The 20,556-nt window shown below is 69.5% G+C and carries 20 protein-coding genes and 1 tRNA gene; 11 read left to right on the top strand and 10 right to left on the bottom strand.

Annotated features, from left to right (window positions below):
• Window positions 1-12: 12 nt before the first annotated feature.
• On the top strand, window positions 13-639 hold the full coding sequence (locus tag A4R44_RS05870; protein WP_067577069.1) for a TIGR03085 family metal-binding protein: 627 nt from the start codon (window positions 13-15) through the stop codon (window positions 637-639).
• A gap of 38 nt (window positions 640-677) precedes the next feature.
• Here A4R44_RS05870 and A4R44_RS05865 read toward each other — a convergent pair whose 3' ends face one another.
• Entirely contained in the window at window positions 678-2,525 is a 1,848-nt protein-coding gene (locus A4R44_RS05865; RefSeq protein ID WP_067577067.1) for a prolyl oligopeptidase family serine peptidase, read from the bottom strand.
• Between the two features lie 39 nt (window positions 2,526-2,564).
• Here A4R44_RS05865 and A4R44_RS05860 point away from each other — a divergent pair, with 39 nt between their 5' ends.
• Window positions 2,565-3,308, top strand: a complete 744-nt coding sequence (locus A4R44_RS05860) for a class I SAM-dependent methyltransferase (RefSeq protein ID WP_067577065.1) — start codon at window positions 2,565-2,567, stop codon at window positions 3,306-3,308.
• Between the two features lie 193 nt (window positions 3,309-3,501).
• Here the strand turns inward: A4R44_RS05860 and A4R44_RS05855 are convergent.
• The 3 genes from A4R44_RS05855 to A4R44_RS05845 all read right to left on the bottom strand — a co-directional run bounded on the left by A4R44_RS05855 (window position 3,502) and on the right by A4R44_RS05845 (window position 7,115).
• A tRNA-Pro gene (locus A4R44_RS05855) sits at window positions 3,502-3,575 on the bottom strand.
• 29 nt (window positions 3,576-3,604) lie between these two features.
• Window positions 3,605-4,585 (bottom strand): metallophosphoesterase, encoded by a 981-nt coding sequence (locus tag A4R44_RS05850; protein ID WP_067577063.1) that lies wholly within the window; start codon window positions 4,583-4,585, stop codon window positions 3,605-3,607.
• A 379-nt stretch (window positions 4,586-4,964) separates the two neighbouring features.
• Entirely contained in the window at window positions 4,965-7,115 is a 2,151-nt protein-coding gene (locus tag A4R44_RS05845) for a transglycosylase domain-containing protein (protein ID WP_067577060.1), read from the bottom strand.
• Between the two features lie 337 nt (window positions 7,116-7,452).
• Here A4R44_RS05845 and A4R44_RS05840 point away from each other — a divergent pair, with 337 nt between their 5' ends.
• A complete protein-coding gene (locus A4R44_RS05840) occupies window positions 7,453-7,746 on the top strand; it encodes a WhiB family transcriptional regulator (protein WP_067577058.1) in 294 nt (97 codons plus the stop codon).
• Window positions 7,747-7,790: 44 nt separating this feature from the next.
• Here A4R44_RS05840 and A4R44_RS05835 read toward each other — a convergent pair whose 3' ends face one another.
• Genes A4R44_RS05835 through A4R44_RS05825 form a run of 3 tightly spaced genes read right to left on the bottom strand, consistent with a single transcriptional unit; the run spans window position 7,791 to window position 10,184 of the window.
• Window positions 7,791-8,909 carry an ArsA family ATPase gene (locus tag A4R44_RS05835; RefSeq protein WP_067577056.1) on the bottom strand — a complete coding sequence of 373 codons (1,119 nt, stop codon included), beginning with the start codon at window positions 8,907-8,909 and terminating at the stop codon, window positions 7,791-7,793.
• Entirely contained in the window at window positions 8,909-9,913 is a 1,005-nt protein-coding gene (locus A4R44_RS05830) for an ArsA-related P-loop ATPase (protein WP_067577055.1), read from the bottom strand. The genes A4R44_RS05835 and A4R44_RS05830 overlap by 1 nt, the downstream gene beginning before the upstream one ends.
• Before the next feature lie 22 nt (window positions 9,914-9,935).
• Window positions 9,936-10,184, bottom strand: coding sequence for a hypothetical protein (locus A4R44_RS05825; protein WP_067577053.1), 249 nt, complete (start codon window positions 10,182-10,184; stop codon window positions 9,936-9,938).
• 189 nt (window positions 10,185-10,373) lie between these two features.
• Between A4R44_RS05825 and A4R44_RS45325 the strand changes: the two genes are divergently transcribed.
• The 7 genes from A4R44_RS45325 (at window position 10,374) to A4R44_RS05795 (ending at window position 14,876) form a co-directional block, all read left to right on the top strand.
• Window positions 10,374-10,535 carry a DUF4177 domain-containing protein gene (locus A4R44_RS45325; protein WP_093572516.1) on the top strand — a complete coding sequence of 54 codons (162 nt, stop codon included), beginning with the start codon at window positions 10,374-10,376 and terminating at the stop codon, window positions 10,533-10,535.
• 10 nt (window positions 10,536-10,545) lie between these two features.
• Window positions 10,546-11,001 carry a RidA family protein gene (locus A4R44_RS05820; RefSeq protein WP_067577051.1) on the top strand — a complete coding sequence of 152 codons (456 nt, stop codon included), beginning with the start codon at window positions 10,546-10,548 and terminating at the stop codon, window positions 10,999-11,001.
• A complete protein-coding gene (locus A4R44_RS05815) occupies window positions 11,001-11,630 on the top strand; it encodes a hypothetical protein (protein WP_067577049.1) in 630 nt (209 codons plus the stop codon). Before A4R44_RS05820 ends, A4R44_RS05815 begins: the two co-directional genes overlap by 1 nt.
• A 38-nt stretch (window positions 11,631-11,668) precedes the next feature.
• Window positions 11,669-12,853, top strand: coding sequence for a hypothetical protein (locus A4R44_RS05810; RefSeq protein WP_067577047.1), 1,185 nt, complete (start codon window positions 11,669-11,671; stop codon window positions 12,851-12,853).
• A gap of 170 nt (window positions 12,854-13,023) precedes the next feature.
• On the top strand, window positions 13,024-13,848 hold the full coding sequence (locus A4R44_RS05805; RefSeq protein WP_067577045.1) for an NUDIX domain-containing protein: 825 nt from the start codon (window positions 13,024-13,026) through the stop codon (window positions 13,846-13,848).
• Window positions 13,849-14,625: an MBL fold metallo-hydrolase gene (locus tag A4R44_RS05800; RefSeq protein WP_067577043.1), complete on the top strand. Its 777-nt coding sequence runs from the start codon at window positions 13,849-13,851 to the stop codon at window positions 14,623-14,625.
• Window positions 14,622-14,876 carry a glutaredoxin domain-containing protein gene (locus A4R44_RS05795; protein ID WP_043827085.1) on the top strand — a complete coding sequence of 85 codons (255 nt, stop codon included), beginning with the start codon at window positions 14,622-14,624 and terminating at the stop codon, window positions 14,874-14,876. The genes A4R44_RS05800 and A4R44_RS05795 overlap by 4 nt, the downstream gene beginning before the upstream one ends.
• 762 nt (window positions 14,877-15,638) lie before the next feature.
• On the opposite strand, the gene dnaN is transcribed toward A4R44_RS05795, so the two are convergent.
• Window positions 15,639-16,712: a DNA polymerase III subunit beta gene (dnaN, locus tag A4R44_RS05790; RefSeq protein ID WP_067577041.1), complete on the bottom strand. Its 1,074-nt coding sequence runs from the start codon at window positions 16,710-16,712 to the stop codon at window positions 15,639-15,641.
• Between the two features lie 188 nt (window positions 16,713-16,900).
• Window positions 16,901-18,160: an MFS transporter gene (locus A4R44_RS05785; RefSeq protein ID WP_067577039.1), complete on the bottom strand. Its 1,260-nt coding sequence runs from the start codon at window positions 18,158-18,160 to the stop codon at window positions 16,901-16,903.
• Window positions 18,161-18,252: 92 nt separating this feature from the next.
• Between A4R44_RS05785 and A4R44_RS05780 the strand changes: the two genes are divergently transcribed.
• Complete coding sequence (locus tag A4R44_RS05780) at window positions 18,253-19,410, top strand: glycosyltransferase (RefSeq protein WP_067577037.1); 1,158 nt, start codon at window positions 18,253-18,255, stop codon at window positions 19,408-19,410.
• 420 nt (window positions 19,411-19,830) lie between these two features.
• Here the strand turns inward: A4R44_RS05780 and A4R44_RS05775 are convergent, their stop codons facing one another.
• The gene (locus tag A4R44_RS05775) at window positions 19,831-20,505 is read right to left on the bottom strand and encodes a Crp/Fnr family transcriptional regulator (protein WP_009084463.1); all 675 of its coding nucleotides are present in this window, start codon (window positions 20,503-20,505) and stop codon (window positions 19,831-19,833) included.
• Window positions 20,506-20,556: the final 51 nt, after the last annotated feature.

Genomic DNA, 20,556 nt, shown 5'->3' with positions numbered 1-20,556 from the left:
AACCTGGCCGGTATGGGCCTTGCCAAGGATGAACGCCAAGCGCTGAGCGACCTCTTCGAGCAGCTCGGCCCGGATGCCCCGACCCTGTGCGAGGGCTGGCAGACGCGGGATCTGGCCGCGCACCTGGTCGTCCGGGAGCACCGGCCGGACGCAATGCCCGGAATCGTGGTGCCCGCACTGGCCGGTCACACCCGGAAAGTGCAGGACGGCGTCGCCGCGCGCCCGTGGGACGACCTGGTCGCCCAGGTCCGCCGCGGCCCGTCCCGGTTCTGGCCGACGTCCATCGGCCCGGTGGACGAGGCGACGAACAGCGCTGAGTTCCTGGTGCACCACGAGGATGTCCGGCGGGCACAACCGGAGTGGACCCCGCGCGAGGCTGATCCTTCACGAGACGGTGCGGCGTGGCGGTTGGCTACGCGGACGGCGAAGCTGAACCTGCGCAAGTCCCCGGTCGGAGTGGTACTGCGGACCCCGGACGGCCAGTCGGCTTCGGTGAAGCCGGGTGCTCCGGTGGTCACGGTGGTGGGCGAGCCGGTGGAACTGCTGCTGTTCGTCTTCGGGCGAGACGCGGTGCAGGTGACTTATGAGGGTGACGATGCCGCGGTGGCGCAGTTGACGGGCGCTAAGCGCGGGCTGTGATCCGGGCCGCCCAGGAGACCCCCGGGCGGCCCGAACCCTCAGCGCATTCCCAGCGCCCGCAAGGCGAAGTACACCTCGATGGACGTCTGCTTGATCGTCTCGGCGATCACCAGCGAGCCGTGGCCCGCGTCGTAGCGGTAGAACTCGTGGGGTGCGTCGCGCTTGGCGAGGCGGTCCAGGTAGTTCTCGATCTGCCGGATCGGGCACCGCGGGTCGTTGTCGCCGGCCAGGATCAGGACGGGGGCGGCGACCGCGTCCACGTACGTCAGCGGCGAGCACTCGCGGTACACCGCGGGCACGTCCTCCGGGGAACCGCCGAACAGGGCGCGGTCGAACGAGCGCAGCTGCTCCATCTCGTCCTCGTAAGCGGCCACGTAGTCGGCCACCGGCACACCCGCGACGCCAGCGGCCCACCGGGTCGGCTGGGTGCCCAGCGCCAGCAGGGTCAGGTACCCGCCCCACGAAGCGCCGTTCACCACGCACTTGTCCTTATCGGACAGTCCGCTTTCGACTGCCCAGTCGTGGACCGCCGCGACGTCTTCCAGCTCGGTCAGGCCCGGACGTCCCTCGATGGCGTCCCGCCACGCCGAGCCGTAGCCGGTGGAGCCGCGGTAGTTCACCTCGACCACGGCGAATCCGGCGTCCAGCCAGGTCGCGCGGTAGGCGGAGAACCGGTCCTCGTCGGCCGCGTGCGGGCCGCCGTGCAGCGAAAACACCGTCGGCAGCGGGCCTTCTGGAGCATCCGCGGGACGGGAGACCAGTGCGTGGATCCGGCCGCCGACGCCCTCGACGAACGCGTCGGTGACCGGCGACGAACCCGGCGCGCGCTCGCCCGGCGGCGTCAACAGAACCGAGTCGGTGCCGTCGGCCGCGCGGGCACGGACCGCAGCGGGCTCGGCAGCGCTGGACCACGAGTACTCGATGGTTCCGTCCGGCCGCACGCCCGCGCCGCCGATCCGTCCGGCGGGAGTGTCCACAGCGGACAGCTCGCCGGTGTCAAGGTCGTATCGGTACAACGAACTGCGTGCCTCGTGGAAGTGCACGACGAGCAACGCGCGCGCGTCCGGATACCAGTCCGCGACGACCTCGCCGGGCAAATCAATCAGCAGTTCGGTTTCGGTGTCCGCCTGCACGTCCCACACCAGCAGTTCTTCGCGGCCGCGGCGTTCGTGCAGGACCAGCACGCGCTGGTCGCCCGGAAGCGGCGAGAACTCCAGCGCTTGCAGGCCTTTGCCTTCGCCGTCCCACTTCTCCGCGACGGTGGTGAACCCGTCGGTGGACAGCACTCGCAACGCCGGGTGCCGGGAATCGCCGTGCTCGGAATGGGAAATGGCGAGCAGGCTTTCGTCCCGCGACATCGACGTGATCCCGGCGTCGTCCGCGTGCTGGTAAAACCGCTCGGTTACGCCGTCGATTTTCGCGAACAGTTCGCTGCCGTCGTCGGTCGAAACGCCTGCCGCGATTACTCGCTGGCCGATTTCCAGACCGGCCGGGTATCCGTCGTGAATATCGGGCAGTGCTTTGCTGGCCGCGGAGCTGTCGCCGTCGAACGGCTGGCTGCGCCAGGACCCGAACTCGTCGCCGTCGGTGTCGTCGAACCACCAGATGGCTGTTCCGTCGGGCGAGGGCGTCGCGTGCAAGGTGCCGTTGGGCCGGTCGGTGACCCGCCGGTGACTGTCGGTGGCCCGGTCCCACGCGTAAACCTCCCATACGCCGCTGGCGTTGGAGACGTACACGTTGGCCTCGGGTGCGTCGCGGGCCCATTCGGGCACCGAGATGCGCGGCGCGTGGAATCGCGCCAGCCAGCGTTTTTCGGCTTCGGGGTCGTCGAACAGGCGGTCCGGGACCACCGCGGGCGGATTTTGGTTGCCTGACTGCGTGCTCACCCCTCGATCCTGCCACCTCTCACCCGTACTCTGTGCGGGGTGCTGGAGGGTTACGCGCCGGGCTATGCCCAAGACGCGCTGTCAATGATGAACACGCGCACAGCGAGTGACCGCGCCGCGTTCGCCCAACAACTGTTCATCCCGGGCTCGCGCGTGCTGGACCTGGGCTGCGGCCAAGGCTCCATCACCACCACTCTGGCCCCGAACTGCCACGTGATCGGCCTTGACATCCACCACCCCCTGCTCCCCACTGCGTCCACAGTGGACTACATCAACGCGACCGCATACGCCCTCCCTTTCGCGACGGCGTCATTCGACGTTGTTTTTTCACACGCGCTCTTCGAGCACCTGGCAGACCCCGCCGCCGTACTGGCGGAAATCCGCCGAGTACTCCGCCCAGGCGGCCACCTGGCAATCTCCACCTCAGACTGGAGCCGAGCAAAAATCCGCCCGAGAACCGCAAACGTGGACGCCGCCCTGCGCGGCCACTACCTGCTTCGCCGCAGCTCCGGCGGCGACCCCTTTTCCGGCCGCACCATAGCCACAAAACTCGCCACCGCTGGCTTCACGAACATCACCGAACGCTCGCGCTACCGGGAAGACCTCTCCTACCGCGCCCTGGCGACCTACGTAGAAGCCCGCCTGGCGGAAGCTCTCTCCAAGCCCCCCACGAAAGACCACGACCAACTAACCTCAGCCGCCCGCTCCGCCTGGTCCTGGACCCGCACCACCGCAATCGGCGACTTCCACCAATGCTGGCAAGAACTAACCGCCACCCGCTAATCCCCCTCGTGAGCGGCAACCGGTACAAACACTCACGACCCCACCCCACCCCACCCTCCGCCGCCGCCGCACCTTCGGGGGTCCAGGGGGCGAGCCCCCTGGCGGGGGTCTGGGGGTCCGACCCCCAGGAGATACAACGAAGTAAGGGCTCCCTGTCTGCGCTTTGTGCAGACAGGGAGCCCTCACTTACCAGTCGGGGTGGCGGGATTTGAACCCACGACCTCCTCGACCCGAACGAGGCACGCTACCAAGCTGCGCCACACCCCGAGGTACTGCTTAGCGGGTCGGGGGTAAGTCTAGCGGACGGGTTTCGCGGCTTTGCGCGGGGCTGGTTTGCGGGGGTCGGGGGCGTCGGATCCGCGCGGGACCAGCGTCAACAGGCTGGCTTCCGGCGGGCAGGCGAAGCGAGCGGGGGCGTAGGGGGAGGTGCCGAGTCCGGCGGAGACGTGGAGCCACATGCGGGCTCCCCAGCGGGAGGCGCCGCGGGCACGGCTGCGGTCGAGTTCGCAGTTGGTGATGATGGCGCCGTAGCCGGGGATGCGGAGTTGCCCGCCGTGGGTGTGGCCGGCGAGGACGAGGTCGTAGCCGTCGGTGGCGAAGGTGTCGAGGACGCGTGGTTCCGGGGAGTGCGTGACACCGAGGCGGACGGCCGCGGTGGTGTCGGCGGGTCCGGCGATGTCGGAGTACCGGTCGCGGTGGAGGTGCGGGTCGTCGACGCCGGCGGCGAAGACGGCACGGCCGCCGACGTCGACCGTGCGGCGGACGTGGGTCAGGTCGACCCAGCCGTGCTCGACGAAGGCGGCGCGAAGGTCGCGCCAGGGCAGCTGGGTGCCGTGAATGCGCTTCTTTTTGCCGCGCGGCATCAGGTAGCGCGCGGGGTTTTTGGGTTTGGGCGCGTAGTAGTCGTTGCTGCCGAAGACGAACAGCCCCGGCCGGTCCAGCAGCGGGCCGAGCGCGCGGAGCACGGAGGGGACCGCGGTGCGGTGGGAGAGGTTGTCGCCGGTGTTGACGACGAGGTCGGGTTCGAGCTCGTCGAGCGCGGCGACCCAGCGTTGCTTGGCTTGGTGACCGGGGAGCATGTGCAGGTCAGAGACGTGCAGGATGGTGAACGGCGGCGTACCGGGCGCGAGTACGGGCAACTCGGCGGTCCGCAAGGTCCAGCGGCGGCGTTCGATGCCGACGGCGTAACCGAGGGTGGCGGCCCCAAGGGCGATGGTCCCCACGGCCAACCGCTTCGCGGGGCCTCCGGGCGGACTGGCATTACCGAGCGTGCTCACAAGGTCGAGGATACGTGTTCGATCGGGTCGTCCGCTGTGGCCGGTGCCGGATGGCGTAGAGCGAAGGTCTCAGCGGTGTTCTCTCGACAGCCGGCGCGTCGTTGGATCGAATTGGATCGGACCAGTCCGACAGAGATGCGGAGCCTGGCTATGGCAAGCACGATTCTCTTTTTGCTGGCCGCGTTCCCGTGGCGCCGGGGGACAAAACCCTGGGCGCGGTTGTGGTGTTTTCGCTGGGGTGGCCCCTTTGCGAGCACTGGGACCGGGCTTTCCGATCGCGATCGTGCGGCTCTGCCGGATCGCGCTCAACGGCCGACGCTGAGCCCGGACAGGCGAAACGGGGCGGGAGATCGCGTCTCCCGCCCCGTTTTCACCGGATTCAGTTGGTGTAAGCCGGATCCTCCGGCGGCAGCCCGACGATCGGCTGGTCCTTCATGATGTTCGTCATCGCGCCGAACCAGGTCTGCGCGGGCGTCTTGCCGCCGAACATGTTGCCGGTGCCGCAGGTGTACACGTTGCCAACACCTCCGTAGCAGAGGCCGCCATTACCGCCTTCGGGGCGGAACACCATCGCCGCACCGGCCATCTGCGGCGTCCCGGCCACGAAGGTCGCCGAACCGTTGTTCTGGGTCGTACCCGTCTTGCCGACGAGCGGACGGTTCCAGCCAGCGTCCGCGGCGGCCTTGGCGGACGTGCCGCCGGGCTGGTCGTCCTTGCTCATCCCGACCGCCATGGTGTTCGCGAGGCCCTCCGGCACGACCTGCTCGCACGCAGCTTCCTTGACCGGCACCGGTTTGCCGTCGCGGTCGGTCACCGACGCCAGCGGGGTCGGCGGGCACCATTTGCCGCCGCTCAGGATGGTCGCGGCGACGTTCGCCATTTCCAGGCCGCTCGTCGGGCTGAAGCCGAGCGTGAACGCGCCCGTGCCCGGGTAATTGCCCTTGGGCCCGTAGGCCTGCGCCTGGGTCTGGTTCTTTCCCGGGTTGGTCGACTTCGGATCGACCGGTCCGCCGCCCTGGTTGCTCGCCATCGTCTCGCGCATGCCCAGTTTCGTCGCCATGTCGATGGCGGGCCCGGTGCTGCCGAGCTTGTCCTCCAGCGCCACGAACGCGGTGTTCGGCGAGGTCGCCAGTGCTTGCTGCAACGAAGCCGATTCGGGATAGCCGTTGCCCGCGTTGCCAACGCAGTACCAGCGAGTGTTCGGTGCACCGGTCGCCGGGCAGTGCGGCTGGCTGCCGGTGAAGACGTGCGAGACGTAGCTGTTGCCGACCGGGATGTTGCTGTAGATCCCGGCGATGTGCTGGTTCAGCACCGCCGCGGTGGTGAAGATCTTGTAGCTCGACCCCGCGCCGCCGGTGTTGAACACGCCGGACGGGAGCGCGTAGGTCGTCTGCCCTTGATCCGCGTCGATCCCGTAGTCCCGGTTCGCCGCGAGCGCCACCACTTCGTGCCGGTCCTTGCCGGGCCGGATCAGCGAAAGCGTGTTCGCGACGTTCTTCTGGGTTTTGTTCACCTGTTGCTCGGCCGAGACCTTCGCTTCGTGGTTGGCCTTCTCGTCCAGCGTCGTCTTGACCGTGTAGCCGCCGGTGTACAGCTGGTCCTCGGACATCCCGGCCTTGAGCAGATAGTCCTGGACGTACTGGCAGAAGAAGCCGTTCTCAGTCCCGGCCCCGGTGCAGTTCGACGCGGGCTTCTGCGGGGTGTCCGGCACCACGCCGAGCGGTTCGGCCTTGAACTTGTCCGCGTCCGCCTTCGCCAGCTTCTGGTTGCTGACCATCCGGTCGAGCACCAGGTTGCGCCGTTTCGTCGCCTTGTCCGGGTGGTTCCACGGGTCGAAGACGATCGGGTTGTTCACGATGCCCGCGAGCAGCGCGGCCTGCGGCACGGTCAGGTTCTCCGGCGTGGTGTTGAAGTAGGCGTGCGCGGCCGCTCCGACCCCGTAGATCTGCCGGGAGAACTCGACGATGTTGAGGTAGCCGGCGAGGATCTGGTCCTTCGAGAGCTTCGTCTCCAGGTTGATCGCGATCCGGGCTTCCTTGAGCTTGCGCGAGAGCGTCTGCTCCTGCGCCTTCGCCTGCCCGTTCTTGTCGCCCCGGTAGACGACGTTGATCAGGTAGTTCTTCACGTACTGCTGCGTGATCGTCGAGGCGCCCTGCGTGTCCCCGCCCGCGGTGTTGGAGACGGCGGCGCGCAGCGTCCGGCCCCAGTTCACCCCGTGGTGCTCGTAGAACGCCTTGTCCTCGGCAGACAGCAGCGCCCACTTCAGCGCCGGGTTGATCTGGTCCGGGCGGACCGGGATCCGGTACTGCTTGTACAGCGTCGCGATCGGCTTGCCGCCGGCGTCGGTGATAGTCGTCACCAGCGGCGGCGGGATGTCGGCGAGGTCGGACGACGTCTTGTCGACCGTTTCGCTCGCCTGGTTGGACACGACCCCCGCGGCGCCCACCACCGGGAACATGATCCCGGCGACCAGCACCCCTGCCAGCAGGCACAGGCCGAGGAGCTTGAAAAGACCATCCGTTTTGCGCACGAAAGCCAGGGTACTGAAGCCCCGTGTCGCCTTCGTGACCTAAGGGTCCGCGCGCCCCGGAGGCGATCATTAACGGGACCCCATGTCGTGACCTTTGGTAACGGAATGCATGCTAGGTCTCGACGGAGGGAACCGAGGGACCCTACAGTCCGTCAACGTCTCACGTAGATGCCGACAGACGGAGCAGCCCGGGTGGGAGCCTGGCTGGTCCGGACGGCGGCAGCGGCACCGGGGAGGTGCCGTCACCGACGTGCGGCGCAGTGGGAAACGCTCGCGGGGGTGGGAGCGGGAGCTTCGCCTTCGCTGGTGCCATACACCAGATGAGGGAGCTGGGGGTATGCAAACCAATCAGGTTGGCTGGCGGGTCGATGCCTCGTGCCGGGACGCTGATCCCGACGGGTTGTTCGTGCGAGGCGCCGAGCAGAACAGGGCGAAAGCCGTGTGCATGGGGTGCCCGGTCCGCACCGAATGCCTCGCCGAGGCGCTCGACGGCCGGATCAATTTCGGAGTCTGGGGCGGGATGACGGAACGGGAACGGCGCGCCCTGCTGCGCCGTCGCCCGGACGTGACCAGCTGGACTGACCTGCTCGAAGCGGCGAAGCGGGACGCGCTGTCCGCCGCGGCGGGCTGAACCTGCTCGTGAGTGGCGATGCCGGTGAGAACCGGCATCGCCACTCACGACGTCAGCTTTATCCCGATGTCGCGCAGGCCTTCGAGGTCGTGCACGTCACCGGCGAGCGCGGGCACCCGGGTCAGCGGCACTTCCGGATGCGCGCGGGTGAAGCGCGCCAGCAGCCGGTTCTCGCGCTCGGCCAGCGCGACGCGGTCGGCGTGCAGCCGCAGCACGGCTTCGGCGAGCGGCGCGTTCTGCACCGACTCGGCGGCGGTCAGAGCTTCGGTCGCGGACAGCGGCGCGAGCACCGGGTGCGTGCGGTTGGCCACCAGACCGGCCAGCGGCATCGACTCTCCGGCGAGGCGCTCCACGAAATAGGACGCCTCGCGCAGCGCGTCCGGCTCCGGCGCGGCCACCACGAGGAACGACGTACCGGACGACCGCAGCAGCTCGGCGGTCTTGCGCGCGCGTTCGCGGAAGCCGCCGAACATGCTGTCGAAGGCCTGCATGAACGCGGACGCGTCGGCGAGCAGCTGGCCGCCGATGATCGTCGACACCGCCTTCGCGAACATCGAGAACCCCGCACTGACCACCTTGCGCAGGCCCCAGCCGCCCGCCTTCGCCGGGCCGGTGAGCAGCCGGATCATCCGGCCGTCGAGCGCGGTGGACAGCCGGGTCGGCGCGTCGAGGAAATCGAGCGCGGACCGGCTCGGCGGCGTGTCGACGATGATCAGATCCCAGTCGTCGGTCGCCGCGAGCTGGCCGAGCTTCTCCATCGCCATGTACTCCTGCGTGCCGGAGAACGACGTGGAAATGGTCTGGTAGAAGGGGTTCTGCAGCAGCTGCTCGGCCCGCTCGGGCCCGGCGTGCACGCGCACCATGTCATCGAACGTGCGGCGCATGTCGAGCATCATCGCCCACAGTTCGCCCTTGGGCTCGAAGCCCTCGACCCGCACCTGCTTGGGATGATTGCCCAGTTCGCGCAGCCCGAGCGCCTGCGCGAGCCTGCGTGCCGGGTCGATCGTGAGCACCACGGTCTGCCTGCCGCGTTCGGCGGCCCGCAGCGCGAGCGCCGCGGCGGTGGTGGTCTTGCCGACGCCGCCGGAACCGCAGCACACGATCACGCGGCTGGCCGGGTCGTCGAGGAGGGCGTCCACGTCGAGCATCGTGTCGGCGGGCATCAGCGCACCCCCTGTTCGTGCAGCGTTTCGGCGAGTTCGTAGAGCGCGGCGACGTCAACGCCCTCGGTGAGGTCCGGCAGCTCCAGCGTCGGCAGATCGGCCTCGGCGAGCTGTTCGCGGGCCCGCTGTTCGGCGGCGACGCGGACGGCGTGCTCCACGGTCTCCTCCACGAGCGCCTCCAGCGTCGCCTCCGGCAGGTTCAGCCCGGCCGAGGCGAGGCCGGAGCGCACCCGGTCGGCGTCCACCCGGCCGTCGGCCGCCGCGGTCACCGAACGCGCGGGCAGCCGCGGCGGACGGACCCGGTTCACCAGCACGGCGCCTGGTCGCAGATCGGCTCCGTCCAGTTCGGCCACCGCTTCGACGGTCTCGCGCACCGGCATCTCCTCCAGCAGCGTGGTGAGGTGCACGGCGGTCTCGCCGGAATGCAGCAGCCGCACCACGCCGTCGGCCTGGCCGCGGATCGGGCCGGTCTTGGCGAGGTCGGTGAGCGCCTTGGTGACGTCGAGGAACTTCACCACGCGCCCGGTCGGCGGCGCGTCGACCACGACCGCGTCGTAGGTGTGGCGGCCGTCGGATTCCGTGCGCCCGACGCATTCCTTGATCTTCCCGGTGAGCAGGACGTCGCGCAGGCCCGGCGCGAGCGTGGTGGCGAACTCGATCGCCCCCATCCGGCGCAGCGTCCGCCCGGCGAAACCGAGGTTGTAGAACATCTCGAAGTATTCGAGCAGCGCCGCTTCGACATCGATGTGCAGCGCGCGCAGTTCGCCGCCGCCGGGGACCGACGCGATCCGCTGTTCCGCGTACGGCAGCGGTTCGGTGTCGAAGAGCTGCGCGATGCCCTGGCGGCCCTCGACCTCGATCAAGAGCACCCGGCGGCCGTTTCGGGCGAGCGCGAGACCGAGCGCCGCGGCGAGCGTGGTCTTGCCGGTTCCGCCCTTGCCGGTGACGAAGTGCAGCCGGGCCCTGGCGAGCTCGTCGGTCCAGCCAGCGGAGGGTGTGGTCACACCCTCAACACTAAACCGGTGTTCAGCTGGCCAGCATCAGGACGCCGACCGCAGCGGCGACCACCGCAACGACGATCCAGGTCACCAAGCCGGGCAGCACGGTCAGCGTGAGCACCGCCACCACGATCAGCCCGGTGAGGGTGACCGCGCCCGCGATCGCCACCTGGCCCGAATCGTTCACCCGGTCCCGCGTTTTGGCCATCACGGCCAGCGCGAGCGGCACCCCGGCCACGGCGAGCAGCACGGTCGCGACGATCCGCCAGGTCTCCACGCGCCCACGCTAGCGACCTCGTGAGTGGCGATCACGGCGAGAACCGTGATCGCCACTCACGAGAGCGACGATCGGATGTGAACTGCCCCACACTCACCCGGCCCAGCCAGGTGCTCCCCTGGACGGGTGACGGGCTTTCGGCGGCCGCGGTCCGGAGGGGCCTTGCCCGCTTGGTTACGCTCCCGAGTCATGAGTGCGACCACATGGGAGTACGCCACCGTCCCGCTGCTGATCCACGCCACGAAGCAGATTCTCGACCAGTGGGGCGAGGACGGCTGGGAGCTGGTGACCGTGCTGCCCAACCCGAGCGGCGAACAGCACGTCGCGTACCTGAAGCGGCCGAAGAGCTGAGGGGGCGGCGTTGACCTGGAGTGACCGGCTCGCCGAGCTCGGCATCGAACTGCCCGGAGTCGCCGCACCGCTGGCCGCGTACGTGCCCGCCGTGCGCTCCGGCTCGCACGTCTACACCTCCGGCCAGCTGCCGTTCGTTGACGGCGCGCTCGCCGCGACCGGCAAGGTCGGCGGCGAGGTCAGCCCGGAGGAGGCCAAGGGCCACGCCCGCATAGCGGCGCTGAACGCGCTCGCCGCGGTACACGCCCTCGTCGGCATTGACTCTGTTGTCCGGATTGTCAAGGTGGTCGGTTTCGTCGCCTCCGCGGAGGGCTTCACCGGCCAGCCCGCGGTCGTGAACGGGGCGTCCGAGCTGCTCGGCGAGATCTTCGGCGACGCCGGGGTGCACGCGCGGTCGGCCGTCGGCGTCGCGGAGCTTCCGATCGCTTCGCCGGTGGAAGTCGAACTGATCGTGGAGGTGCGGTGATGGACCCCGACATCGAACAGTCCTTGCACGAACTGCTGCTGCGGCTCGCCGGCCGCACGCCGGACCAGCTGTTGTGGCGGTTCCGCGACTGGCTCGGCGAAGGCGCGATGGGGACGCTCGCGCGGACCCTGCCGAGGTCTTTGCTCAAGCACAGGATCGATTTGGACCAGTCGGAGTACCGCCTGCTCGTGGCCGGTCTGATCCCGCACGGTGCTGACTGGCACCAGGTGAGTTCGACCCTGGGGGTAGACGACGTCACCGAGACCAGGTACACATTCACGCAGAGTGCGCCCGAATGGGTGAACTCCGTCGACTCTGTGTCCGTCTTGCTTCACGCGACGTTGCGTGGACGCGCGGATGTGGGGGAAGTACGGCAGAGCTGGCGGCGCCTCGGCACCGCCAGCGAGAGCGGGGCGAAGCGAGTCCTGCTGGTGACGGCGACCGCGGGACAGCCCCGGCTCACCGGTGAACTGCAGCGGGTGCTGCGGGTCATGGGGGACGAGGAGCCCAGCGTCGAGGTCATCCCGCCGCGCTTCGACCTTCCCGGGTACCACCGGGCCGCGCTCGCCGAGTCCGAGCTGGTCTGCGTAGGCGCCGCGGGCGCCGGTCATCGACTTGTCGCCGCTTAACGCTCGTTGCCGCCAGGCGAGCTGGGAGGAGCAGAGCCATGGTGGAGGTTCACGACGGCCCGATGGACGGGTTCTCGGTGCCCCTGCGCCTGCATAACTTGTTGCTGGCCCTGGCGGGCCGCATCGACGACAGCGCGCTCACCGAAGCGCGGGAACTGATCGCCCGGGCTCACATCGACGAGGCGGTGGAACTCACCACCGGCACGTTGATCGCGGGCCGGATCGCGGTGAGCGAAGCCGAACAGCGCGAGCTGGCGCTGGTGCTCGAGATGAGCCGGTCGGACGCGACGCTCGCGAACGACCTGCTGGTCACCGACCACGAGCCGATGCACACGCACCGGTTCACCGGCGACAACCAGCCCGAGTTCGGTCTCGCCGAGGCGCTCGACCGGACCTTGCAGGTGCTGCCCGACGTGCGTTCCGTGCACGCGGTGTGGCGCAACACCCCGGCGGGCAGCGTGCCGGGCGCGCTGCCGCAGCGGGTAGTGCTGGTCGAACTCGGTCCCGAGGGCAACCCTCCCGCGGTCGCGTTCCGCGTCGACACCGCGCTGCGCCGGGCGGGCATCCGCTCGGTCGTCGAGGTGAGCGGTCCGGGAATTCCGCAGTCGGATTACCACCAGGCCGCGGGTGCCGTCGCGAGCCCGGTGTGGGTCACCGGCAGCACGCATTCGGCCCCGGACTACCGGCCGGAACCGACGCCGCAGCGCAGCGCCCCGGCGCCCGCTTCGGCTCCGGTTCCCGAGCCGGTCTCGGAAGCGCCGAGCCGGCACGGGCACCGCCAGCCCGAACCGGAACCGGTTGCCGCCGAGCCGGTGGTGCCGGTCGCGCCCGTGGTGCCGATCGTGCAGGCCGTGCCCGCACAGCCGATCTCGACGCCGGAGCCGGTGGCCGAGCCCGCCGCGTCTTCGGAGCGGCCGAGGACGGCCGGATCGGAGTCGCGTGCCGAGCGCACGTCGGACCTGACTCCGTCCGAGGTGGCGCAGCTGCGGCGCGCGCTGGCCGAGGACCCGGAGAAGGGCCGCGAGATCGCCGCGGGCAAGCCGAGCATGCACGAGGTGGTCGAGCTGCCCGCGCTGGATCTGGACGATCCGAGCCTGTCCGAACGCGACCGTGCGCTGCTGCGCGAGTTGCACGAGGAACTGGCTGAACGCGAGCGTGCCGAGGCGGCCCGGTTGCGGCTCAACGGCGCGTCCCGTTCCGGCGGGGACCAGCACTGGTCCTGAGCCCCTGTTGTTCCGTGAAGGGCTCCTTGCGGGAAGAAGATTCCCGCAAGGAGCCCTTCGCGGCTTTCGGGCGACCGGACGCGGGACGGCGGTTTTGGGCTGCCCCGGGACTGTCGGGAGGTGACACAAGTAATCCGCGACGCGTACGGATTGCGAGGTATGTTGCCCGGGTGGAACGGCCGCGTGAATTCGTTTTCGACATCCCCGCCCGTCCCGGCATCGCGATCCGGGACAACGCGGATGGCCCGCCGGCGACCCCGAAGGACGCCGCCACGGTGATCCTGCTGCGGGACGTTTCCGACGGCGTGGAGGTCTTCCTCCAGCACCGCGTCATGGGCATGGCGTTCGCCGGCGGGATGACGGTGTTCCCTGGCGGCGGGGTCGATCCGCGCGACGCCGACGCCTCCGTGGCGTGGGCCGGGCTGCCGCCGTCGTGGTGGGCCGAGCAGTTCACCTGCGACGAAAGCCTCGCCCGCGCGCTCGTTTGTGCCGCTGTTCGGGAGACGTTCGAGGAGTCCGGCGTACTGCTGGCTGGGACCGAGGACTCGGTGGTCGCCGACGTCGCGCCGTACCACGAAGCGCGGACAGCCTTGGAATCACGGGAAATCTCGCTCGCTGGTTTCCTGGCTGATGCGGGCCTTACGTTGCGCGCGGACCTGCTCCACCCGTACTCGCACTGGGTCACGCCGCCGCAGGAACAGCGTCGATACGACACCCGCTTCTTCGTCGCGAAGCTCCCTGAAGGCCAGCGCGCGGACGGCGCGACCTCAGAAGCCGCCGCCGCCGGTTGGCAACCGCCCGCCGAGGCAGTCGCGGACGCGCGCGAAGGTCGTCGCACGCTGATGCCGCCGACCTGGCTGACCCTCGTCGAACTCGCCGAGTTTTCCAAGGCCGACGCGGTGCTCGCCGAGCCGCGCGAGATCGTGAAGACCGTGCCGACCCTGGTCCGGGACGGCGAGAACATCCGCGTTGTCCTCGATACTTCGGAGTCCTGAGTGACCGCTCCCGCTTACGGCGTGCTGCGCCGTGTTTCCGAAACCGCGTCGGTGCTGCTGGAGAACAATCCTTCGACGATGACGCTGGAGGGCACCAACACCTGGGTGCTGCGCGGTGGTGACGCCGCTGCCGCCGTGGTCGTCGACCCCGGCTACCACGATCTGGAGCACTTGGAAAAGCTCGCCGCCGTCGGTCCGGTCGAGCTCATCCTGCTGACCCATCACCACCCGGATCACGCCGAAGGCGCACCCTGGTTCGCTTCGAAAACGGGCGCGCCGGTGCGAGCCTTCGACGCTTCCCTCTGCATCGACGCGCCTGCGTTCGCCGACGGCGACTCCTTCGCCGCGGGCGGACTGGACTTCAGTGTCCTGCACACTCCCGGCCACACCGACGATTCGGTGTCGCTACTGGTCGGAGGCCAGATCCTGACCGGAGACACGATCCTCGGCCGAGGCACGACGGTCCTGCACGACCTGGGCGACTACCTGCGCTCACTGCGCAAACTGATCGCACTCCCGGACGGCATCCCAGGCCTGCCCGGCCACGGCCCGGAGCTGCCGGATCTGCCCGCGACCGCACGAGAGTATTTGGCGCACCGGGAACAGCGCCTGGATCAGGTGCGTTCCGCCTTGCGAACGCTCGGCGAAGACGCGACGCCGCGGCAAGTGGTCGAGGTGGTCTACGCCGACGTCGACCGCGCGCTGTGGGCACCGGCCGAGGCGAGCGTGCGCGCACAACTGGAGTATCTACGGTCGTCTTCGGAGGACGGACAATGAGCAACGTCGAGGTCGAGTTCTACTGGCGCCCAGGCTGCGGCTTCTGCTCGGCCCTGCGCCGGCCACTGCTGGAAAGCGGTTTGCCGGTCCGGGAAATCAACATCTGGGAGGAACCGGGCGCGGCCGAACGAGTGCGCGAGGTGGCGAACGGCAACGAGACGGTGCCCACGGTGATTGTGGGGTCGACCGCACTGGTGAACCCGACGTTCGACGAGGTCAAGGCCGCGGTGGCCGCGGAGACGGCTGCCTGAAGGCTGTTCCGAGCCTTCCCCGGGACGTGCCGCGACGCATCGCGCAGGCCCCGGTGGATCTTCGGATGGAGGGCGGCAGCCGATCCATCACCGCGCAGTTGTGCTGCCTTCCCGGCAACAGCAGCCAGAACCGCCGCGAACCGACAACGGCACGCCCCTGCCGTGTTGACTCCGCCGCAGGCCGCTCAGCCCCGTTCAGACCCCTTCGGCCTCCGGCACGACTTCGCTCGGCTCCGTGCCGGGTGCGCGGCCTGGAACAGCCCGGAAAGCCCGCCGCGGAGCGTGCCGACCTTCGGCACGCTCCGCGTGCGAGAGCGCCGCGTCGCCTAGCCCCGCGGCGCTCCGGCGAGCCCCGGTCGGCGCAGTTCCGGCTCGGTGCTGTGCCGTGCCGTGTCGTGGAAGTCTGGCTTGGTTCCGGCGAGCCCGAGTCGGNCTGTGCCGTGTCGTGGAAGTCTGGCTTGGTTCCGGCGAGCCCGAGTCGGCTTAGCTCTGGCTTGGTGCTGTGCGGCTGAGCTGTGCCGTGTCGTGGAAGTCTGGCTTGGTTCCGGCGAGCCCGAGTCGGNCGAGCCCGAGTCGGCTTAGCTCTGGCTTGGTGCTGTGCGGCTGAGCCGTGCCGTGTCGTGGAAGTCTGGCTTCGTCCCGGCGAGCCCGAGTCGGCTCAGCCCCGGCTCGGCACCGCGCACCCGAGCCGTGCCTACCCCGGCTCGCACCGCGTCCGGCGCGAACCAGCCGTCAGGCCGGAGCCAAGTCAGTGTTCGCCGGTTACCGGGGCAACATCGGCATCAAGTAGTACTTCAATGCCACCTCCCGTCCGTCCTCGTCGGCCGGAGTCAGGACGCACGCTCGCAACCCTGGCTGGATTGCCAGCCGGATGCGTTCTCCGCTGAACGGGGCGAGGGCGTCCAGCAGGTACCGGGCCTGGAAGGACGGCGAGGTCCGGCCGCCGCAAACGTTTGCCTTCAGGTGTTCTTCCGCCTCGCCGGTGTCTTGTCGTGCGCTTGCCAGGCGGAGGTGTGCGTCGCCGACTTCCAGGGTCAGGACTCGGCGGTCCTCGGAGTAGACGCCGACTCGGCGGATGGCTGCGGCCAGTTCGTCGGCGCCTACCTCGACTTCCGTGTCGACCGCGTCGGACGGGATGGAGTCCGCGGACAGGAAACCCGCGTCCAGGACCGCTGTGGTGACGGTGCCTCCTCGCCAGCTCAGCGCGAAGTGGCTGGGGTCGGCGTGCAGCCCCATGGCACCGGCGCTGTGGCGGGCGGCTTCGGTCAGCAGGGTGGCGGGGACCAGGACATCGATGGGGTCCCGGACCTCTTGCAGCGGCAGGCGGGCTACGGCCATCCGGTAGCGGTCCGAAGCGGTCAGGCACAGTTCGTCGCCGATTGACTGCACTCGTACGCCGGTGAAGACCGGGAGCGGGTCATCCTTGGCGGCGGTGCCCGCGACGGTGCGCAAAGCCGCAGCGAGGGCTGTGCCGTCAACTTTGGACAGCAGGGGTGGTGGTTCCGGAACGTGGAGCAGGTCGCGGTCCAGCACGGGCAGGGCGAAGCGGGCACTGTCCGTTCGGATCGCGAGGCGGGTTCCTTCGACTGCCAACCGGACCTGGTCGACATCCAGCATGCGGACTGTCTCGGCGAACGGCGCGGCTGGTACTACGACTTCGCCGTCGAGATGGGTGGTCGCTGGGCAGGACAGCTGGACGGCCAGGTCGCGGTCGTTGCCGGACACGACGAGGCCCTCAGCGTTCGCCCGCAAGCGCAGGCGGGTTTGCCTCGACAGGAGCCGGGCCGCGGCGGTCGCGACCGCCGCCAGCGGCCGCACGAAGGATGTGAGATCCATGCCACGCAAAGTAGCGGCGAGCACCGACAAAAACGGCGACCAAGGTAGTTGAGCTGCGGAAACGCATCCCCAACCGCTGGTGAAGGGGACACGGACGGTGCCTGTCGGCGGGCAAAGAGGCCCGGACAGCTTCGGAAACAGCTACCCGGCAGCGCTGCCGAGCGAAGCGGCACTAGCTACGGGAAGGGTTACCCAGCAGCTCCGACAAGAGCACCGTCCGCAGGTACCGGCGAAGCAGCCCGCACGGTCCCCCGAAGCAGCCAAACCACCACAGCCAGCGCAACACCGGCTACGCCAGCAGCCAGGAAAGCCGCAGCCGTCCCGGAATGTTCGACCAGGTAGCCGCTCACTGACTGGCCTGCCGCGAGGCCTAGCGTCACCGCCGTGAGGACCCAGCCGAACGCCTCGGCCGCGGTGCCGCGAGGGGCGACGACCTCGATGGCTGCGGAGTGGGTCGTCGACTGGGGAGTGATCATCGCGCCGGCCAGCAGCATCAGCAGCGCAAGGGCCCACAGGCTCGACGGAAGGGCAAGCAGGGCGACGAAAGCGCCGAAACCGCCCAGCAGAATCGGCAGGCGCAGGCCGAGACGGCGCGGCCACGGGTGCAGGCTGTAAGCCACCCCGAACGCCACCGAGCTCAACGACCACGCGGACAGCAGCAGACCGCTGAGCGAGGGGTGGCCGGATTCCGTCGCGGCGGCGGGCACGGCGACCTCCACGAACCCGATCACCATGCCGAAACCGAGCGCTGCCAAGGCGAGCGTCCGCATCCCGGGGCTGGCCAGCGCGCCGAGCAGTGGTGTCCTGGCCTTCGGGGCTGAACCCCACGCGCGCACGGTCGGGTTCAGCGCGAACAGCACCGCGCCGGTGACCATGGTGATCGAGCCGACGACCATGCCGGTGCCCGCCCATGGCGCGGTGATCAGCAGGCCCGCGATGCCGGGGCCGAGGATGAAGAAGACCTCCATGCTGATCGCCTCATAGGACAGCGCGGCGTTGCGCGCCGGTCCCTCCGGCAGGATTTTCGTCCACAGCGCCCGCGACGCGGAGCCGACCATCGGCTCGGAAAGCCCGGTCGCGGCGGCCAGCGGGATCAGGACGAACGTCGGCAGGTGCGCCTCGATCGCGACCGCGAGCGACGCCATCGACAGGGCGAACACGGCGGCGACGACCAGCAGCGGACGGCTCGGCCCGAACCGGTCGATCAGCCTGCCCTGTACGACCGCGCCAACCGAGACCCCGGCGAGCGAGCTCGCGGAGACCAGCCCGGCGGCGGCGAACGAACCGGTTTCGCGCTGCACGTACAGCAGCGCGGAAATGCCGATCATCGCGATCGGGAGCCGGGCGAGGATCGACGCGATCACCGGGCCGCGCGAGCCAGGGGCGCTCAGCGCGGCGCGGTAGTCGGAGAGCGTGGTGCGGCCTTCGGAATGGGCAGACTGGGACACGCGTACCAGTATGGCGAAATTGGTACGTAGGTACCAGTAATTTCCCGGTCATCTCGGTCACGCCCGATCGGGTCAGCCAGTACGCTCGCGCGATGCGGCTGATGTTCTCCTCCGGGGCTGGATACAGCCATCTCGCGCCGATGCTTCCGCTCGCCGAGGCAGCACGTGCCGCTGGAGACGAGGTCGCGTTCGTGACCGGTCCGGAAGCCGTGCGGTACCTGGAGAACGCCGGTCTGCCAGCGGTGTCGGTGGGACAGCCGAGCGACCCCGCCGCCGCGGCCTCGATGTGGCAGCGAGCCCGCGAGGAGATGGCCGGGATGACCGCGGACGAGCGGCTCTCCCACCTGGTCGCCGAGTACATGGTCGGTCTCGGCGCGGCCGCGCGGCTCGACGAGATGGTCGAGTTCGTCCGCGGCTGGCGGCCGGATCTCGTCATCGCCAACCTCGCCGAACGTGCCGCCGTGATGGCTGCGTGCCTGGTCGGCGTGCCGTATGCGATGCACGCGATCGGCCCGCCGAAGTCCGCCGCGACGATGGAGCGGGCCTGGGAAGTCGCCAACGGCCTGGTGCGCGAACGCGGTCTCGGCGAGCTGCCGCCGCGCGAGGCCGTGCCGTACCTGGACTTCTGGCCGACGGGATTGACCCCGGCTGACGTCGCCTGGGAGTACCCGACGCGCTGGCCGCTCCAGCCCGCTGGCGTGACGCCGACGCCTGGTCCGCGTCCGGCAGTCCTCGATGGGCTGCCGTATGACCGGACCGTCTACGTCACCCTCGGCACCACCCACAACGCGCGGCCCGGCGTGCTGGAGGGAATGGTGGCCGCGTTGCGCGACGAGCCGGTGAACGTCGTGGCGACGATCGGCCTGGACGGTGACGCCGGCCGGTTCGGCGAGCGGCCGGACCACGTTCGGATCGAGCAGTTCGTGCCCCAGACACAGCTGCTGCCCGCCGTCGACGCAGTGGTCTGCCACGGCGGTTCGGCGACCGTTCTCGGCGCGCTCGCGCACGGGGTGCCGCTGGTGGTCTTGCCGTTGGCGACTGATCATTTCGAAGTCGCCGCGCAGGTTCAGGCCGTGGAAGCCGGAATCGCGGTCGACTCAGGCGACGGAATCCTCGACGCGGTCCGGACAGTGCTGGCCGACCCGGCCTACCGGGAGTCCGCCGAGTCCCTGGCCGCCCAGATCGCTGAGCAGCCCGCCCCGGCGTCGGTGGTGGCCCGGTTGCATGACCTGGAGGTCTCGATCCGATAACACCAGCTGGATTCTTCGTGAACTCGTGCAACGAAAACGCGGTCTTGGCGTCCTTGAGGGTGAATGGCCTTGAATTCGTGAGTTTTGGCCGTGATGGTTGAACGACAGCCCATTGCGGGCTGGACAGCACTGCAGCACCCAGCTCCCTCCGGCATATGGGTCGGGGCCTGGTCCGGAGGGCGGGGAGCGCGGGTCGTCGGGGGATGATCCGTGCGCAGGCAAGGAGCCGGTGCGCCACGTCGGGGGTGGCGCCCGGCTCCTTGTCATTTTCCTGGCCGGACGCGCCGAAACCGGCGGCGACACGGGACGGGAGCGGAATGCCGCTCTTGTGGGGGACAGTCCGATATGCACGCACGAAGGCCACCCCCGGTAGGAGGTGGCCTTCGAAAGCCCGTGCGGAGTAACCCGCACGGGTGTGGATCAGCGGGCGCGGCGGGCGAGCCGCTCCGGGTCCAGGATCAGCACGCTCTTGCCCTCGAGCCGCAGCCAGCCGCGGTGGGCGAAGTCGGCCAGCGCCTTGTTGACGGTCTCGCGGGACGCGCCGACGTACTGGGCGATCTCTTCCTGCGTCAGGTCGTGCGTGACCCGCAGCAGGCCCGCCTCCTGGCTGCCGAAGCGCTGCGCCAGCTGCAGCAGCGCACGGGCCACGCGGCCGGGGACATCGGTGAAGATCAGCTCCGCGACCATGTTGTTCGTGCGGCGCAGGCGGCGCGCGACGACGCGCAGCAACTGCTCGGCGATCTCCGGGCGGGTGGCGATCCACTGCCGCAGCGCCGGGCGGTCCATGGTGACCGCGCGGACCTCGGTGACCGTCGTGGCACCGGACGTGCGCGGGCCGGGGTCGAAGATGGACAGTTCGCCGAACATGTCGGACGGACCGGCGATCCACAGCAGGTTCTCACGGCCGTCCGGGGACTTGCGGCCGATCTTCACCTTGCCGGACTGGATGATGTACAGCCGGTCGCCCGGCTCACCCTCGTTGAAGATGACATGGCCGCGGGGGAACTCCACGGATTCCAAGGTCTGGGCCAGCGCCTCCGCCGCTGCCGGCTCCACACCCTGGAAAATGCCCGCACGGGCCAGGGTTTCGTCCACCTCGGGTGCCTCCTCGTCGAGAAACGACCACTTCCTTCGCAGGCCGAAGGC

Origin of the sequence: Amycolatopsis sp. M39 (assembly GCF_001651785.1) — a bacterium.
Classification (GTDB): domain Bacteria; phylum Actinomycetota; class Actinomycetes; order Mycobacteriales; family Pseudonocardiaceae; genus Amycolatopsis; species Amycolatopsis rubida.
Note: the sequence above shows the minus strand (reverse complement) of the source record. Positions and strands in the feature narration are given on the sequence as shown.

Excerpts from the sequence above, each read along its gene's own strand:
- A4R44_RS05870 (WP_067577069.1), top strand. The coding sequence starts at position 13 with ATGGGCCTTGCCAAGGATGAACGCCAAGCGCTGAGCGACCTCTTCGAG.
- A4R44_RS05840 (WP_067577058.1), top strand. The coding sequence starts at position 7,453 with ATGCAAACCAATCAGGTTGGCTGGCGGGTCGATGCCTCGTGCCGGGAC.
- A4R44_RS05835 (WP_067577056.1), bottom strand. The coding sequence starts at position 8,909 with ATGCCCGCCGACACGATGCTCGACGTGGACGCCCTCCTCGACGACCCG.
- A4R44_RS45325 (WP_093572516.1), top strand. The coding sequence starts at position 10,374 with ATGAGTGCGACCACATGGGAGTACGCCACCGTCCCGCTGCTGATCCAC.
- A4R44_RS05815 (WP_067577049.1), top strand. The coding sequence starts at position 11,001 with ATGGACCCCGACATCGAACAGTCCTTGCACGAACTGCTGCTGCGGCTC.
- A4R44_RS05810 (WP_067577047.1), top strand. The coding sequence starts at position 11,669 with ATGGTGGAGGTTCACGACGGCCCGATGGACGGGTTCTCGGTGCCCCTG.
- A4R44_RS05795 (WP_043827085.1), top strand. The coding sequence starts at position 14,622 with ATGAGCAACGTCGAGGTCGAGTTCTACTGGCGCCCAGGCTGCGGCTTC.
- dnaN (WP_067577041.1), bottom strand. The coding sequence starts at position 16,712 with ATGGATCTCACATCCTTCGTGCGGCCGCTGGCGGCGGTCGCGACCGCC.
- A4R44_RS05780 (WP_067577037.1), top strand. The coding sequence starts at position 18,253 with ATGCGGCTGATGTTCTCCTCCGGGGCTGGATACAGCCATCTCGCGCCG.